Genomic DNA, 14,632 nt, shown 5'->3' with positions numbered 1-14,632 from the left:
TGAAGGGAATGCGCGCATTGTTGGTCATGGTAATAATCCGTTGAAGCAACAAATATCCACATTCACTTAGCAATCCATGCAAGTAAAAAACGCCCGCCGTCCGCGCGCCGTGCTGGGGCAGCTGTCCGACATGGACCTGCGCCTGCTGCAGGTGTTCAAGGCCGTGGTCGAGTGCGGCGGCATGGCCGCGGCCGAGCTGGAGCTGAACATCGGCACCAGCACCGTGAGCCGCCATGTGAAGGACCTGGAGACGCGCCTGGGCCTGACGCTGTGCCGGCGCGGGCGCGCGGGCTTTGCGCTCACGCCCGAGGGACAGCGGGTCTATGAGGAGACGCTGCGCCTGCTGGCCTCGGTGCGCGGCTTTCTGGGCAGCATCGACGACATCCACGACCGCATGGGCGGACAACTCGCCGTGGCGGTGTTCGACAAGACGGCGAGCAACCCGGCCGCGCGCATCGGCGACGCCATCGCCGCCTTCACGGCGGAAGCGCCCGACGTTCAGCTGCAGCTGCATGTGGGGTCGATCAACGCCATCGAGCGCGGCGTGATCGACGGCAGCTTCCAGGTGGGCATCATCCCCGCCCACCGCAGCTCGCAGAGCCTGGTCTATTCCGACCTGTTCGGCGAGACCATGCTGCTGTATTGCGGCGCGGGCCACCCGCTGTTCGGCGCACCCCACGACGATCTGGACTGGGACGCCGTGCGCCGCTACCCGTTCGCGGGGCTGGGCTACCACTCGCCCAACATGGAGCTGAGCCACGAGGCGCGCCTGACGCGCGCGGCCACGGGGTTTGACCAGGAGTCCATCGCCACGCTGGTGCTGTCGGGGCGCTTTCTGGGCTTTTTGCCCGACCACTATGCCGAGAGCTTCGAGCGCCAGGGCCGCATGCAGCCCGTGCGGCCCGCGGTGTTCCGCTACGACTGCCGCTTCGTCAGCCTGGTGCGCCGCTCACCCGCGCCCAGCCGGGCCGCGCAGCTGCTGCAGCGCTGCCTGCTGCAGGCGCATGGGGTCTGACGGCCCGCCCGGGTCGCTCAAGCGCCGGGCCGCGCTGCCGATAATGCAAGGCATATGACCACCCTTGCCGCCATCGCCCAATCCGGTCTGCAGGCCGCGCAGCTGCGCCTGGACAGCAGTGCCCACAACGTGGCCAACCTGAACACCCCGGGCTTTCGGCGCCAGACGGTGGACCAGCAGGCCGCACCGGCGCCGGGCGGCGTGCAGGCGCGCGTGGCAGCGCCTGCGGCCGCGCCCGGCGTGGCGCTGGAAGCGGAGGCCGTGGAGCAGATCAGTGCCACCTATGCCTTGCAGGCCAACCTGCTGGTGTTGCGCCGCGCCGATGAGATGGCGGGCGCGTTGCTGGACGTGCGGGCGTGACGCTGTCGGTTTAGACGAAAAGTGCCTCTGGCGCTTATCTGGCAAGCGCTAATAGCTACGTAAATAAGAGCAATCGCAACCCGCTAGCCCATCATGCGGCCCGGGCGAGGTGCGCGAGTTGCTGCGCCAGCCAGTCGGTAAACGACTCCGACCGCAGGTGGGCCGGGGTCTCAGGCGGCATGCGCATGGGCGGCCTCCGCAGGGGCGTGTGCCTGTGCCTCGCGGCGCTGGCGGGCGCGCTCCCAGGCCTTTTCATGGAAGAAGAAGGCCACAGCCTGCACCGTGGGCTCCAGCAGGCTGAGGGTGAGCGACGCAATCAGATTGCCCGTGACGGCATACGCCACCAGGGCGGCCACGCAGATGTGGATCACGTAATAGCTGCCGGTCTTGGCCAGCGTGGGCAGGTTGTGGCGGGCGGCGATGCGGATGCGGGACATGGTGTTCTCCTGTAGCGGTATATGGAGAATGCTAGTCATTCGCATTTGGTTTGGCCAATTGTTCCTGGCTAAGTTGCAGATAGAAACTGTCGAATCGCCGCGGATATGATGGCCGCTCTCTTTTTTTCAACCTCTCAACCGACCCGAACGGGAGCACCGCATGGCCCTCATGGACTTCATCAAGAAGCAGTTCATCGACATCCTCCAGTGGACCGAGGACGGCGATGGCACGCTGGCCTGGCGCTTCCCGATGGAGGGGATGGAAATCCAGAACGGCGGCACGCTGGTGGTGCGCGAGTCGCAGATGGCGGTGTTCGTCAACGAAGGCCAGGTGGCCGACGTGTTCGGCCCCGGCACCTACAAGCTGACCACGCAGACGCTGCCGGTGCTGACCTACCTGAAGAACTGGGACAAGCTGTTCCAGTCGCCGTTCAAGAGCGACGTGTACTTCTTCAGCACGCGCCAGCAGGTGGACCAGAAGTGGGGCACGCCCCAGCCCATCACCATCCGCGACAAGGACTTTGGCGCGGTGCGCCTGCGCGCCTTCGGCAACTATGCGTACCGCATCGCGGACCCGAAGCTGTTCCACACCGAGATCTCGGGCACGCGCGAGTCCTACTCCTCGGCGGACCTGGAGGGCCAGCTGCGCGGCCTGGTGCTGCAGAACATCAGCAACGCCATCGCGGGCAGCGGCCTGCCGTTCCTCGACCTCGCGGCCAACCAGGTGATGTTTGCCGACGCGCTGGCACACGAACTGCAGCCCGCGTTCGCCAAGATCGGCCTGAAGCTCGAATCGATGACGGTGCAGAACGTCTCGCTGCCCGAAGAGCTGCAGAAGATCCTCGACCAGAAGATCGGCATGGGCATGGTCGGCAACGACATGGGCAAGTTCATGCAGTACCAGACGGCGCAGGCCATCCCGAAGTTCGCCGAAGGCGCGGCGGGTGGTGGAAACGGTGGCGGCAGCGTGGCGGGCGACGCCATGGGCCTGGGCGCCGGCGTGGCGCTGGGCCAGGTGCTGGCGCAGAACCTGCAACAGGGCCTGCAGGGCGGCGCTGCGCCATCGGCCCCGCAGGCCGCGCCTGCCGCCGCGCCGGTGGGCGTGCGGCCCGAGGAAGTGATGGCCACGCTGGAGAAGCTGGGCGAGCTCAAGTCCAAGGGCATCCTCACGCAGGAGGAGTTCGACGCGAAGAAGGCGGAGCTGCTCAAGAAGCTCATCTGACGCGCGTACACTCTCTTTTTAGTAGCTGCCAGCGCTTGCCACACAAGCGCTGAAGGCCAAAAACACCTTAGATCCACGACGCATGGCCGACAGCGGCACCCAGCGGACCTACCGCGCGCCCTGCCCGGGCTGCGGGGCGCCGGTCGAATTCAAGAGCGCGCAATCCACCCATGCCATCTGCGCTTACTGCCACAGCACCGTGGTGCGCAGCGGCGAGGTGCTGCAGCGCCTGGGCCGCATGGCCGAGGTCTTCGACGACCACAGCCCGCTGCAGCTCCTGGCCAGCGGACGCATCGCGCTGGACGGCCAGACGCTGCCTTTCACGCTGATCGGCCGCCTGCAATACCAGGGCGAGGAAGGCCGCTGGACCGAGTGGGTTGCCTTCCTGCAGGACGGCAGCACCGCCACGCTCAGCGAGGACAACGGCGCCTATGTCTTCACCCGCCCGGCCACGCTGGGGCGGGAATTGCCCGAAGCCGAGCGCTTTCGCGTCGGCATGACCACGGCCGTGGCCGGCCAGCCGTTCAGCGTGGCGGCCAATGTGCGCGTACAACTCGTCGCGGCCGAGGGCGAGGTGCCGAAGCTGCCGCCGCTGGGCACGCCGTTCCAGGTGGTGGAGCTGCGCTCGGCCGACGGCGAGGTGCTCTCCATCGACTACGGCACCCAGCCGCCCCAGGTGCAGCGCGGCCGGGCGGTGCGGCTGGAGGATCTGCAGTTCCAGGGCCTGAAGGACGAGTCCGCCAAGGAGGAAAAGGGCCGCCAGTTCAGTTGCCCCCATTGCGGCGCGCCGGTGCAGGTGCAGCTGTCCAGCACCAAAAGCTGCACCTGCCCGTCGTGCCACAGCCTGATCGACCTGAGCGCGGGTTTGGGTGGCGAGCTGCGCCACGCCGCACAGTACGAACCGGTGCAGCCGCTGATCCCGCTGGGCAGCGTGGGCCAGTTCGAGGGCGCGCCATGGCAGGTGGTGGGCTTTCAGCACCGCACGGGCGTGGAGCCCGGGGATGATGAGCACTTCGGCTGGGAGGAATACCTGCTGTACCACCGCCAGCGGGGCTTCCTGTTCCTGGTGGACGCCAGCGATGGCTGGAGCCTGGTGCGCCCCGCCACGGGCGCGCCGCAGCACAAGCCGGGCGCGCCCACCGCCACCTACCTGGGCACGCAGTACCGCCTGACCTCCACCTACCAGGCCGAGACCAACTATGTGGCGGGCGAGTTCTACTGGCCCGTGGAGCGCGGCCAAAAGACCAGCAACAGCGACTTTGCCGCCGTGAACGGCAAGGGCCTGCTGTCGCGCGAGCAGTCGCGCAGCGAGGTCACCTGGTCGCACGGCAGCCGCATGGACAGCAGCGCCGTGGCCCAGGCCTTCAAGCTGGGCGACAAGGCGGCGCTGTTCCGCCGCCAGGACGCGGGGCCGGTGGCCGCGGGCTCTGGCATCGGCTGCGGCACGGTGATCGTGATCCTCATCGTGCTGATCATCCTGCTGGTGCTCATGAGCAATTGCTCGGGCTCTTCAGGCGGGTACTACCGCAGCTCGGGCGGCTCGTTCGGCGGCTACAGCACGGGCGGCGGCCACAAGTGACGACTTTTGTGACACCTTCTTCTCTCAACCCTTCCAAGGAGCAAACGCCATGATGGGAATCGAATGGCTTCGGCCCGCGGCCTTCCTCGGGTCCATCCTCTACGCGCTGATCGGCGTGGTCATCTTCTGGCTGTGCTTCTGGCTGATCGACAAGATCACGCCCACCGACCTGTGGGCCGAGATCGTGGAAAAGCAGAACCGCGCCCTGGCGATGGTGGTGGCCGCGATGTGCCTGGGCATCAGCATCATCGTGGCGGCGGCCATTCACTGAAGGCCCGGGCCGGGCAATGCCTGCACCACAATAGCGGGCTTGCCTTGCGCCCCCCGCTGCGGGCCTTTGACTGCCTGATATGCCCACCCTCGACTGGCTCAACCGCTCCACCGCCTTCACCACCGCCGCCCAGGTGCCCTACCGGCTGCTGGACACCGTCTCCACCCACGGCGATGCCGCCAGCGCGCAGGGCAACCTACTGATCCAGGGCGACAACCTCGAAGCCCTGAAGGCCCTGCTGCCGTTTTACCGAGGCAAGGTGAAGTGCATCTTCATCGACCCGCCGTACAACACGCAAAGCGCGTTCGAGCACTACGACGACCACCTGGAGCACAGCCAGTGGCTCAGCATGATGCTGCCGCGCCTGCAACTGCTGCGCGAGCTGCTGAGCGAGGACGGCTCGATCTGGGTGACCATCGACGACAACGAGGGGCATTACCTCAAGGTGTTGATGGATGAGGTGTTTGGGCGGCGGAATTTTGTGGCGAGTTGTGTTTGGCAAAAGCGCTATTCACGCGAGAACCGCGAAGCCATTGGCGATGTGCATGACTACCTGCATGTCTATGCGCGCAGTCCTGAGCGCTTCAAACGTGAGCGCAATCTGGTTCCCATGAATGAGGAGCAGGCCAAGGTCTATCGCAACCCCAACAACGACCCCAAAGGACGTTGGCGGCCGGTGCCGATGACGGCTCAAGCAGGTCATGCCACACCCGAACAGTTCTACGAGGTCATCACGCCCAGCGGCAAATCGTTTTACCCGCCAGAAGGACGTTGCTGGGGCATCGCCAGAGCAACCTACGAGCGTCTGCTTGGCGAGGGCAGGATCTACTTCGGCAAGAACGGGGATGCGCAGCCCAACATCATTCGCTACCTCTCCGAAGTTCCGGGACTGGCTCCTTGGACATGGTGGCCATCGGAAGAGGTTGGTCACACAGACGAAGCCAAGAAGGAAGCCAATACCCTTTTCGGTGGCGACACCAGTTTCGGCACCCCCAAACCCGAACGCCTGCTCCAACGTATCCTCCATATCGCATCCAACCCCGGCGACTTGGTTCTCGACAGCTTCCTCGGCTCCGGCACCACGGCCGCCGTAGCCCACAAGATGGGCCGCCGCTGGATCGGCATCGAGATGGGCGAGCACGCCGCCACGCACTGCCTGCCCCGGCTGGAGAAGGTGGTAGCGGGCGAGCAGGGCGGAATCAGCCAGGCGGTGGGCTGGCAGGGCGGCGGCGGCTTTCGCTTCGCCCGCCTGGGTGCTCCCGTTTTTGACGCACAAGGCTGCATCCACCCCGAGGTACGCTTCGCCACGCTGGCGGCTTTTGTCTGGCAACAGGAGACGGGCACCGCCTTCGACTCCGCCAACGGCCAGGCGGGCACGCCCTGGCTCGGTACGCACTCTGTTTTTGATAGCTTCTCGCGCTTGCCTGATGCACCCGAGGCCGCAATTCCACCTGAAACCGAGCCTCCCGAGCTGGTGCTGCGCAGCCGCACGGCCTACTACCTGCTCTTCAACGGCATCCTGGGCGACAAGCGCCCGGCCAGCGGCAATGTGCTCACGCGCGCCGTCCTCGATGCGCTCTTGCAACTGCACGCCGCTACGCCCCATCCCGAGGCGCCGCTGGTGGTCTATGGCGAGGCTAACCGCCTGGGCCCCGAGACGCTGGCGCGTGCGCGGGTGACGTTCAAGCACATTCCGTATGACGTGAAGGCGAGGTGAGGCGATGAATGCCCAGGAACTGCTGGAAAGCCTGAACCTGCTCGATGAAAACGAGCGCATTGAGGCCAAGCGTGCGCAGGAGCCGGGCAAATCATTGCTGGAAACCATCTGCGCCTTTGCCAATGAGCCCCATCTGGGCGGCGGCTGGCTGTTGCTGGGGGTGGTGCCGGACGAACAGGCGCTGTTCCCCGGTTATGCCGTGGAGGGCGTACCTCAGCCGGACAAGCTCAGCGCAGACCTGGCCAGCCAGTGCGCCACAACGTTCAACATGCCGCTGCGGGTGGATATCCGCACCGAAACGCTGGCGGGTGAACCCGTCGTCGTGTTCGTGCCCGAGGCTGCGCCACAGGACAAACCGATTTATTTCAAGGCAACCGGCCTACCCAAGGGCGCATTTCGCCGCATTGGCAGCACCGACCAGCGGTGTACCGAGGACGACCTGGAGATGCTGTACCAGTCGCGCCAACGCGAGAGCTTTGACGTGGGGCTGGTTTCTGGCGCCGAGCAGGACGATTTCGACGCCGCCGCCATTGCCGACTACCGCCAGGCCCGGGCCGAGGCCAACCCCGACGCCGAGGAACTGAGGTGGACGGACGCAGAGCTGTTGCAGGCGTTGAACGCGGTGCGGCGCGATGCGGCAGGCGACTGGAAGCCCACGGTGGCGGGCTTGTTGCTGTTTGGGAAGGCCGGGGCTTTGCGGCGCTGCTTCCCGATGACGCGGGTCGATTACATCCGGGTGCCGGGGCGGGAATGGGTGCCGCATCCCGATCGCCGCTTCGACACGGTCGAGCTGCGTGCGCCGCTGTTCACGCTGCTGCGCCGCACCCAGGCGGCCGTGCTGGACGACCTGCCCAAGGGTTTCAGGCTGGAAGAGGGCCAGTTGCAGCGCCGTGACAAGCCCGTCATCCCGCTGCGCGCGCTACGCGAGGCGTTGGTGAATGCCTTGATGCACCGCAGCTACCGTGTACAGGCGCCAGTGCAGGTGATTCGCTATGCCAACCGGCTCGAAATCCGCAACCCGGGTTTTTCGCTCAAGTCGCCCGATCACCTGGGCGAACCAGGCTCCATGCCGCGCAACCCCCACATCGCCGCCGTGCTGCACGAAACCCGCTTTGCCGAAACCAAGGGCAGCGGCATTCGGGCCATGCGCGAGGCGATGGACACAGCGGGGCTGGTGCCGCCCTTGTTCGAGTCCGATCGGGGGCAGGATCAGTTCACCACCCTGTTTTTCTTTCACCACTTTCTGGGGGAGGATGACATCCGCTGGCTGGCCCAGTTCAAGGCGCTGCACCTCAGCGACGAAGAGGCCCGCGCCCTGGTCGTGGCCCGCGAGGCCAACGCCATCGACAACGCGACCTACCGCGCTCTGAACAAGGTGGACACCCTCACCGCCAGTAGTGCCCTGCGGCGCTTGCGGGACGCGGGCCTGTTCAGCCAGCAGGGCCGCGGCTCGGCCACGTGGTACCGGCCTACGGACAGGCTGCTGGGCGGAGCGCCTGGCGCCTTGCCTGGCAAGCTGGACGCGCTATCCAGTAAGCCTGTCCCCTTATCCAGCATGACTGAGGTCTTATCCAGTAAGCCTGTCCCCTTATCCAGCATGACTGAGGTCTTATCCAGTAAGCCTGGGAGCCTATCCAGCAAGTCGGACCAGGAACGGAATGCGCTACTGGATGAAATTCCAGGTCAATTGGCTGCTCGTATCGGCGGCATAGGTCGGCGCCACCCACCGGAGCCGGTGCGCGAACTGGTGGTGGAGCTTTGCAGTCTGCGTGCATGGCGGGCCGAAGAACTGGCCCTGCTGCTGAGTCGCAAGCCCGAAACTATCCGGCAGGATTACCTGCGCCCGCTGCTGGCGCAAAAGCGCATCGCCATGACCCAACCGGACAAGCCCAAGTCACCGCAGCAGGCGTACCGCATCGCACAGGGAAACCATCTTCCATGACTCCCATCTCCCTCAAGACCTACCAGCAGACCGCGCTCGACACTCTGGCCGCCTTTGCCCGCGCGGCGCGGGTCAAGGGCCCCGTGAGTGCGTTCAGCGAACTGGCGGGCCGCCCCTGGCATGCGGGGGCGTTTGGCGACGATCTGCCCTGCGTGTGCCTGCGCATCCCCACGGGCGGTGGCAAGACGGTGCTGGCCGCGCATGCCGTGCCGCTCTTGGCGCGCGAGTGGGCGGCGGTGGATGCGCCGGTGACCGTCTGGCTGGTGCCCAGTGATGCCATCCGCCAGCAGACGCTGAAGGCCTTGCAGACGCCCGGCCACCCCTACCGCGCTGCGCTGGCCGATGCCTACGGTGAGGGGCTGCGCGTGTGCGTGTTGGAGGACGTGGCCCAGATTGCCCCGCCCGAGTGGGGGCGCAACGCCATCGTGGTGGTGGCGTCGATCCAGAGCTTTCGCATCGAGGATGCGGGCCAGCGCAACGTGTACAGCTTTTCAGAAAGTTTCGAGCCGCATTTCAGGGGCGTGGACGAGCGGGCGCTGGGCCGCCTGCGCGAGCTGCCCGACGCGCTGGTGACGCACGAGGATGTGGAGCGCGACGCCACCGGCGTGCTGGCAGGCTTTGCGGGCCAGCCGCGCTGGAGCCTGGCCAACTGGCTGGCGCTGCACCAGCCCCTCCTCATCGTGGACGAGGCGCACACCGCCAAGACGGACAAGAGCTTCACGGCGCTGCAGCGGCTCAACCCCTCGTTCATCCTGGAGCTGACGGCCACTCCCATTGCCGCCAAGACCAACGTGCTGTACCACGTCAGTGCGCAGGAGCTCGCGGCCGAGGACATGATCAAGCTGCCCATCGTACTGGCCGAGCACCCCGAGGGCTGGCCCGCCGCCGTATTCGGCGCGGTGCAAACCCAGCGCAAGCTGGAGGCCGAGGCACTGAAGGACGAGGCGGCGGGCGCGGGCTATGTGCGGCCCATCGTGCTCTTTCAGGCCCAGAACGCGGGCGAAGAAATGCCGCCCGAAAAGCTGCGCGATTATCTGGTCGATGAACTGAAGCTGCCGGCCCATCAGGTGGTCGTGGCCACCGGCAAGGAGCGTGGTCTGGATGACATCCCCCTGGCGGCGCGCGACTGCCCGGTGCGCTACGTCATCACCGTGCAGGCGCTGCGCGAGGGCTGGGACTGCCCGTTTGCCTATGTGCTGTGCAGCCTGCAGAAACTGAGCAGCGCCACGGCGGTGGAGCAACTGCTGGGCCGCGTGCTGCGCATGCCCTACGCCGCGCGCCGGGGGCGCGAGGCGCTCAACCGCGCCTACGCCCATGTGTGCGCGGCGGAGTTCTCACAAGCCGCGCATGCGCTGGCGGATCGGCTGATCGAGCACATGGGTTTTGAGGCGCTGGATGTGGCGAGCATGATCGCGCCACCGAGCAGCCTGCCGCTGTGGGACAACGATTTGGAGAAAAATCAGGCTCCAGCGCCCATCCAGCAAGCGCCAATAGCTACAAATTTTGAAGCAATTGCCGCCTCACCCAAGCTGTTGGCCCTGCCTGGCGTGCAGCAGCGGGCGATTGCCGGCGTGCAGCAGGTGGTGGTGACCGGCCACATCGGCCAGGACACCGAAGCGCTGCTGCTGGCCCAGGTGCGCGGCGCCAAGAAGCAGGAGCAAGTGCGCGAGCAGGTGGCACAGCACAACGCGCTGGTGGCGGCGCAAGCTGCGCCCGCATCGCGCAACATGCCCTTTGCGCCATTACCCACGCTGGGTTATCGGCTTGACGCGCAGGCCCCCCTGTGGCCGCTGGAGCGCGAGGCGGTGCTGGAGGCCGTGGAGCTGGACCTGCTGGCGCCGCAGGCGGTGCAGTTGCCCAGCTTTCAGGTGGCGCAGGAGTCGGACGTTTTCGAGATCGGCATGGACGGCGCCCGCGTGGCGCTGCGCCTTGCGGGCAGCGCGCAAATGGCCATGGACTGGGAGAGCAGTAGCATCGATGCCGACACCCTGGTGGGTTGGCTGGACCAGTCCCTGTTCAAGGCACCTGAACTGGCCGGGTTCACGCAGAGCCAGCGCCGCGCCTACCTGGCTGCCGTGGTGAACCACCAACTGCACGGCTGCGGCGTGCCGCTGGTGGTGCTGGCGCAGGCGCGCTTCAAGCTGACACGCGCCATCGAGGCTCATGTGGGCGACCTGCGCGAGGCGGCCACGCGGCGTGCCTTTCAGCAACAGGTGCTGGGTCTGGGGGATGGCGGTGCATGGCTGATCGAGCCCGATTGGGCGCACCCGCATGTGTTCGAGCCGGGCCGCTATCCCGCGCCCGTGGCCTCGCGTTACGGCGGGCGCTATCAGTTTGGCAAGCACTACTTCCCGGTGCTGGCCGATCTGAAGGATGGCGGGCAAGAGTTTCAATGTGCGCAGCTCATCGACCGCCACCCGAAGGTGCGCCACTGGGTGCGCAACCTGGACACCGCGCCCTGCGGCTTTGGCCTGCCCACCTCGCGCGGGCGCTTTTATGCCGACTTCGTGGCCGAGCTGGTGGACGGGCGCGTGGCACTGCTGGAGTTCAAAGGCGCGCACCTGCTGAACGACCCTTACGAAATCGAGAAACGCCAGGTCGGAGAGCTGTGGGCGCGCACCAGCGGCGCCCGCGCGGTGTTTGGCTGGCTAACCATCGAAGGCTTGGCGCAGCAACTGGACACGGCGCTGGCATGAGCACTCCTGGCGGCGCCCCTGGCATCACAACCCCGGCCGTACCCCTGCCGGGCCCCCGCCCCATCGACGTCGCCCTGCTGGCCAGCGTGTTCGTGGTGGCCGCTTGCGGGCTGCTGTACGAGCTGGCGGCCGGGGCGCTGGCGTCGTATGTGCTGGGCGACTCGGTGCTGCAGTTCTCCACCGTCATCGGCACCTATTTGTTCGCCATGGGCGTAGGCTCGTGGCTGTCGCGTTACTTCGAGCGGCAGTTGCCCGCGCATTTCCTGCGCATCGAGTTGCTGGTGGCGCTTATCGGCGGGGCGCTGCCTGCCGTGCTGTTCCTGGCCAATGCCTACGTGCCTAGCGCCTTCCGCGTGCTGCTGTACGGCATGGTGCTGCTGGTGGGCACGCTGGTGGGCTTGGAGATCCCGCTGGTCATGCGCATCCTGAAGCGCAACGTGCAGCTCAAGGACCTCGTGAGCCAGGTGCTCACCTTCGACTATCTTGGCGCGCTGGCCGTGTCGATGGCGTTCCCTTTGCTGCTGGTGCCGCAGTTGGGGCTGGTGCGCACGGGGCTGCTGTTCGGCTTCATGAACGCGGCCGTGGCCGTGTGGGCGCTGTGGCTGTTCCGGCATGAGCTGCGGCGCTTTGGCGCGCATGCGCTGGCCTGTGCGCTGGTGCTGGCGGCCCTGCTGGCGGGGCTGCTGGGGGCCGAGCACATCACGCGCTTTGCCGAGGACAAGTTCTACCAGGACCGCATCGTGCTCAGCAGCGCCTCGCCCTACCAGCGCATCGTGGTCACGCACGGGCGCGCGGGGCATCGCCTGTACCTGAACGGCAACCTGCAGTTCGCCGAGCGCGACGAATACCGCTACCACGAGGCCCTGGTGCACCCCGTGATGGCCGCGCACGGTCATCCGAAGCGCGTGGCGGTGCTCGGCGGCGGCGACGGCATGGCCGTGCGCGAGGTGCTCAAGTACCCCTCGGTGGAGTCGGTCACGCTGGTCGAGCTGGACCCGGCGATGACGCAGCTCTTCGGCAGCCACCCCACGCTGCGGCAGCTGAACGGCGATGCGCTGGCGTCACGCAAGCTCACCATCGTCAACACCGATGCCTTCCAGTGGCTGCAACAGGGAGATGACACCTATGACGTGATCGTGGTGGACTTTCCCGACCCCACCAACTTCGCCATCGGCAAGCTCTACACCAACAGCTTCTACGCGCTGCTGGACCAGCGCCTGGCCGCCAGCGGCTATGCGGTGGTGCAGACGACCTCGCCGCTGGTGGCGCGCAGGAGCTTCTGGACGGTGGTCACGACCATCGAGTCCGTGGGCCTGCAGGCGCGGCCCTACCACGCGCATGTGCCGAGCTTTGGCGAATGGGGCTTCGTCATCGCCAGCCGCCGCCCCTGGCGCGTGCCGGCCGAGCTGCCCGCGGGGTTGCGCTTTCTGGACGCGGCCGCGCTGCCCCTGCTGTTCGACTTCCCGCGGGACATGGCGCGCGTGCCCGCCGAGGTCAACCGCCTGTCCAACCAGGTGCTGGTGCACACCTACGAACAGGAGTGGGGCCAGGTCGCCCACTGATCCCTGGGCCGATGCTGCGGGACGACCCTGCCCCCTGCCGGCGGTGTCTGACGAACCCGGCCGGGGCCGATGCCGTACAGTGGGCGGCCCATGTCCCACCCCGCCCACACTCCTTTCTCTCACCGCCGGCGCCAGTTGCTGCAGGCCGGCGCCGCCCTGGCCGCGGGGCTCGGCCTGTCCGGCTGCGACAAGCCTGCGCCGGCCGACGTGCTGGGCGGTTACACCGGCATCGACATGGCGCGCGGCCATGCGCTGCGCGACCGGCTGGCCGAGGGCGCGCCCTACACGCCCGACATCGTGCGCCGCACCGAGGTGGTGATCGCGGGTGGCGGGGTGGCCGGGCTGGCGGCCGCACGCGCGCTGCGCCTGGCGGGTGTGGATGATTTCCAGTGCCTGGAGATGGAGGACCAGCCCGGCGGCAACAGCCGCGCCGGCAGCGTGAACGGCATTGCCTGCCCGCTGGGCGCGCATTACCTGCCCGTGCCCGGAGAGCATGCGCGCGAGGTGCAGGACCTGCTGGAGGAGCTGGGCCTGCGCCAGCGCGTGGCCGGCCGCTGGCGGTATGACGAACGCCACCTGAGCCACAGCCCGCAGGAGCGCCTCTACTTCCATGGCCACTGGCAGGAGGGCCTGCTGCCCGTCGCCGGGGTGGGGGAGTCCACGCTGGCGCAGTACCGGCGCTTTGCCGAGCAGGTGGCCGCGCTTTCGCGCGGCGTGCGCTTCACCATGCCGGTGCTCAAGAGTTGGGTGCCCAATAAGCCGTTGGCGTCCGCCCATCAAGCGCTGGATGCTATGACTTTCGATGCGTGGCTGGCGCAGCAGAGCCTGGATGACGCCCACCTGCGCTGGTACCTGGACTACTGCTGCCGCGACGACTATGGCGCCGGCACGGCGCGCGTCTCGGCCTGGGCCGGCATCCACTATTTCGCCAGCCGCCACGGCTTTCATGCCCCGGGCCTGGAGGCCGATGCCGGCGATGAGCGCGAGGGCGTGCTCACCTGGCCCGAGGGCAACGGCTGGCTCACCCAGCGCCTGGCCGCGCCGCTGGTGCAGGGCGGTCAGTTGCGCACCGGCGCCAGCGTGCTGCGCATCGCCGAGACGCGCCGCGGCGTGGAGGTGGATGTGTACCTGCATGCCACCGACAGCATCGAGCGCTGGCAGGCGCGCCGCTGCATCGTGGCGCTGCCGGTGTACGTCGCCGCGCGCGTGGTGCAGCCTGCGCCGGACTTCCTTGCCCAGGCCGCGCGCCGCCTGCAGTGGGCGCCGTGGCTGGTGGCCAATATCCATGTGAGTGCGCCGCTGGCCGACCGCGAGGGCGCCGCGCCCGCGTGGGACAACGTGCTCTATGCCGACCCCGTGCCCGGCGGCCTGGGTTACGTGCATGCCGGCCACCAGCGCCTGGACCCGCGCGCCGCCGCCAGCGGCCCCACGGTGCTCACCTACTACCAGGCGCTGGGCGACGTGCCGGGCGCCCGCCAGCAGCTGGCAGAGCAACCCTGGACGCACTGGCGCAGCGCCATCCTGGCGGCCCTGTCCGTGCCCCACCCGGACTTGCCCGAGCGCGCCACACGCATGGAGATCACACGCTACGGCCACGCCATGTCCATCCCCGTACCGGGCACGCAGGCTTTTTTGAGCCAAATCGGCCTCTCGCGCTTGTCTGGCAAGCGCTACCAGCTATTAAATGGAGAGCGTGTTCCCGTGCCGCCCACGCCGGGCACGCAGCGCCTGCTGTTCGCGCACGCCGACTGGTCGGGCTACTCGGTGTTCGAAGAAGCCTTCACGCGCGGCCATGCGGCGGGGCTGGCGGTGCGCTGGTGAATGCTCTGGT

General features: G+C 67.4%; 11 protein-coding genes. 10 read left to right on the top strand and 1 reads right to left on the bottom strand.

Annotated elements, in window-relative coordinates:
* Positions 1–76 precede the first annotated feature (76 nt).
* Together PCQ86_RS19575 and PCQ86_RS19570 are read left to right on the top strand one after the other, a co-directional pair.
* Positions 77–1,015: a LysR family transcriptional regulator gene (locus tag PCQ86_RS19575; RefSeq protein WP_196994755.1), complete on the top strand. Its 939-nt coding sequence runs from the start codon at positions 77–79 to the stop codon at positions 1,013–1,015.
* Between the two features lie 54 nt (positions 1,016–1,069).
* Positions 1,070–1,375 (top strand): flagellar basal body protein, encoded by a 306-nt coding sequence (locus tag PCQ86_RS19570; RefSeq protein WP_270174553.1) that lies wholly within the window; start codon positions 1,070–1,072, stop codon positions 1,373–1,375.
* Positions 1,376–1,545: 170 nt separating this feature from the next.
* Here PCQ86_RS19570 and PCQ86_RS19565 read toward each other — a convergent pair whose 3' ends face one another.
* Complete coding sequence (locus PCQ86_RS19565; RefSeq protein WP_011807179.1) at positions 1,546–1,812, bottom strand: DUF2061 domain-containing protein; 267 nt, start codon at positions 1,810–1,812, stop codon at positions 1,546–1,548.
* Positions 1,813–1,972: 160 nt separating this feature from the next.
* Between PCQ86_RS19565 and PCQ86_RS19560 the strand changes: the two genes are divergently transcribed.
* The 8 genes from PCQ86_RS19560 to PCQ86_RS19525 all read left to right on the top strand — a co-directional run bounded on the left by PCQ86_RS19560 (position 1,973) and on the right by PCQ86_RS19525 (position 14,622).
* Positions 1,973–3,034 carry an SPFH domain-containing protein gene (locus PCQ86_RS19560; RefSeq protein WP_047349239.1) on the top strand — a complete coding sequence of 354 codons (1,062 nt, stop codon included), beginning with the start codon at positions 1,973–1,975 and terminating at the stop codon, positions 3,032–3,034.
* A gap of 82 nt (positions 3,035–3,116) precedes the next feature.
* On the top strand, positions 3,117–4,613 hold the full coding sequence (locus tag PCQ86_RS19555; RefSeq protein WP_270174552.1) for a DUF4178 domain-containing protein: 1,497 nt from the start codon (positions 3,117–3,119) through the stop codon (positions 4,611–4,613).
* Positions 4,614–4,662: 49 nt separating this feature from the next.
* Positions 4,663–4,884: a DUF350 domain-containing protein gene (locus tag PCQ86_RS19550; RefSeq protein ID WP_015914656.1), complete on the top strand. Its 222-nt coding sequence runs from the start codon at positions 4,663–4,665 to the stop codon at positions 4,882–4,884.
* A 79-nt stretch (positions 4,885–4,963) separates the two neighbouring features.
* Complete coding sequence (locus PCQ86_RS19545) at positions 4,964–6,601, top strand: site-specific DNA-methyltransferase (protein WP_270174551.1); 1,638 nt, start codon at positions 4,964–4,966, stop codon at positions 6,599–6,601.
* A 4-nt stretch (positions 6,602–6,605) separates the two neighbouring features.
* Positions 6,606–8,543 carry an ATP-binding protein gene (locus tag PCQ86_RS19540; protein WP_270174550.1) on the top strand — a complete coding sequence of 646 codons (1,938 nt, stop codon included), beginning with the start codon at positions 6,606–6,608 and terminating at the stop codon, positions 8,541–8,543.
* On the top strand, positions 8,540–11,239 hold the full coding sequence (locus PCQ86_RS19535) for a DEAD/DEAH box helicase (protein WP_270174549.1): 2,700 nt from the start codon (positions 8,540–8,542) through the stop codon (positions 11,237–11,239). Before PCQ86_RS19540 ends, PCQ86_RS19535 begins: the two co-directional genes overlap by 4 nt.
* Entirely contained in the window at positions 11,236–12,801 is a 1,566-nt protein-coding gene (locus PCQ86_RS19530) for a polyamine aminopropyltransferase (protein WP_270174548.1), read from the top strand. Before PCQ86_RS19535 ends, PCQ86_RS19530 begins: the two co-directional genes overlap by 4 nt.
* Positions 12,802–12,891: 90 nt before the next feature.
* A complete protein-coding gene (locus tag PCQ86_RS19525) occupies positions 12,892–14,622 on the top strand; it encodes an FAD-dependent oxidoreductase (protein WP_270174547.1) in 1,731 nt (576 codons plus the stop codon).
* Positions 14,623–14,632: the final 10 nt, after the last annotated feature.

The organism is Diaphorobacter sp. ED-3, assembly GCF_027625375.1.
GTDB classification, from domain to species: domain Bacteria; phylum Pseudomonadota; class Gammaproteobacteria; order Burkholderiales; family Burkholderiaceae_C; genus Diaphorobacter; species Diaphorobacter nitroreducens.
This window is presented reverse-complemented; position numbering and strand designations above follow the sequence as displayed.

Coding starts and splice junctions, on each gene's coding strand:
- PCQ86_RS19575 (WP_196994755.1), top strand. CDS start 77: ATGCAAGTAAAAAACGCCCGCCGTCCGCGCGCCGTGCTGGGGCAGCTG.
- PCQ86_RS19555 (WP_270174552.1), top strand. CDS start 3,117: ATGGCCGACAGCGGCACCCAGCGGACCTACCGCGCGCCCTGCCCGGGC.
- PCQ86_RS19550 (WP_015914656.1), top strand. CDS start 4,663: ATGATGGGAATCGAATGGCTTCGGCCCGCGGCCTTCCTCGGGTCCATC.
- PCQ86_RS19560 (WP_047349239.1), top strand. CDS start 1,973: ATGGCCCTCATGGACTTCATCAAGAAGCAGTTCATCGACATCCTCCAG.
- PCQ86_RS19545 (WP_270174551.1), top strand. CDS start 4,964: ATGCCCACCCTCGACTGGCTCAACCGCTCCACCGCCTTCACCACCGCC.
- PCQ86_RS19530 (WP_270174548.1), top strand. CDS start 11,236: ATGAGCACTCCTGGCGGCGCCCCTGGCATCACAACCCCGGCCGTACCC.
- PCQ86_RS19525 (WP_270174547.1), top strand. CDS start 12,892: ATGTCCCACCCCGCCCACACTCCTTTCTCTCACCGCCGGCGCCAGTTG.
- PCQ86_RS19535 (WP_270174549.1), top strand. CDS start 8,540: ATGACTCCCATCTCCCTCAAGACCTACCAGCAGACCGCGCTCGACACT.
- PCQ86_RS19540 (WP_270174550.1), top strand. CDS start 6,606: ATGAATGCCCAGGAACTGCTGGAAAGCCTGAACCTGCTCGATGAAAAC.
- PCQ86_RS19570 (WP_270174553.1), top strand. CDS start 1,070: ATGACCACCCTTGCCGCCATCGCCCAATCCGGTCTGCAGGCCGCGCAG.
- PCQ86_RS19565 (WP_011807179.1), bottom strand. CDS start 1,812: ATGTCCCGCATCCGCATCGCCGCCCGCCACAACCTGCCCACGCTGGCC.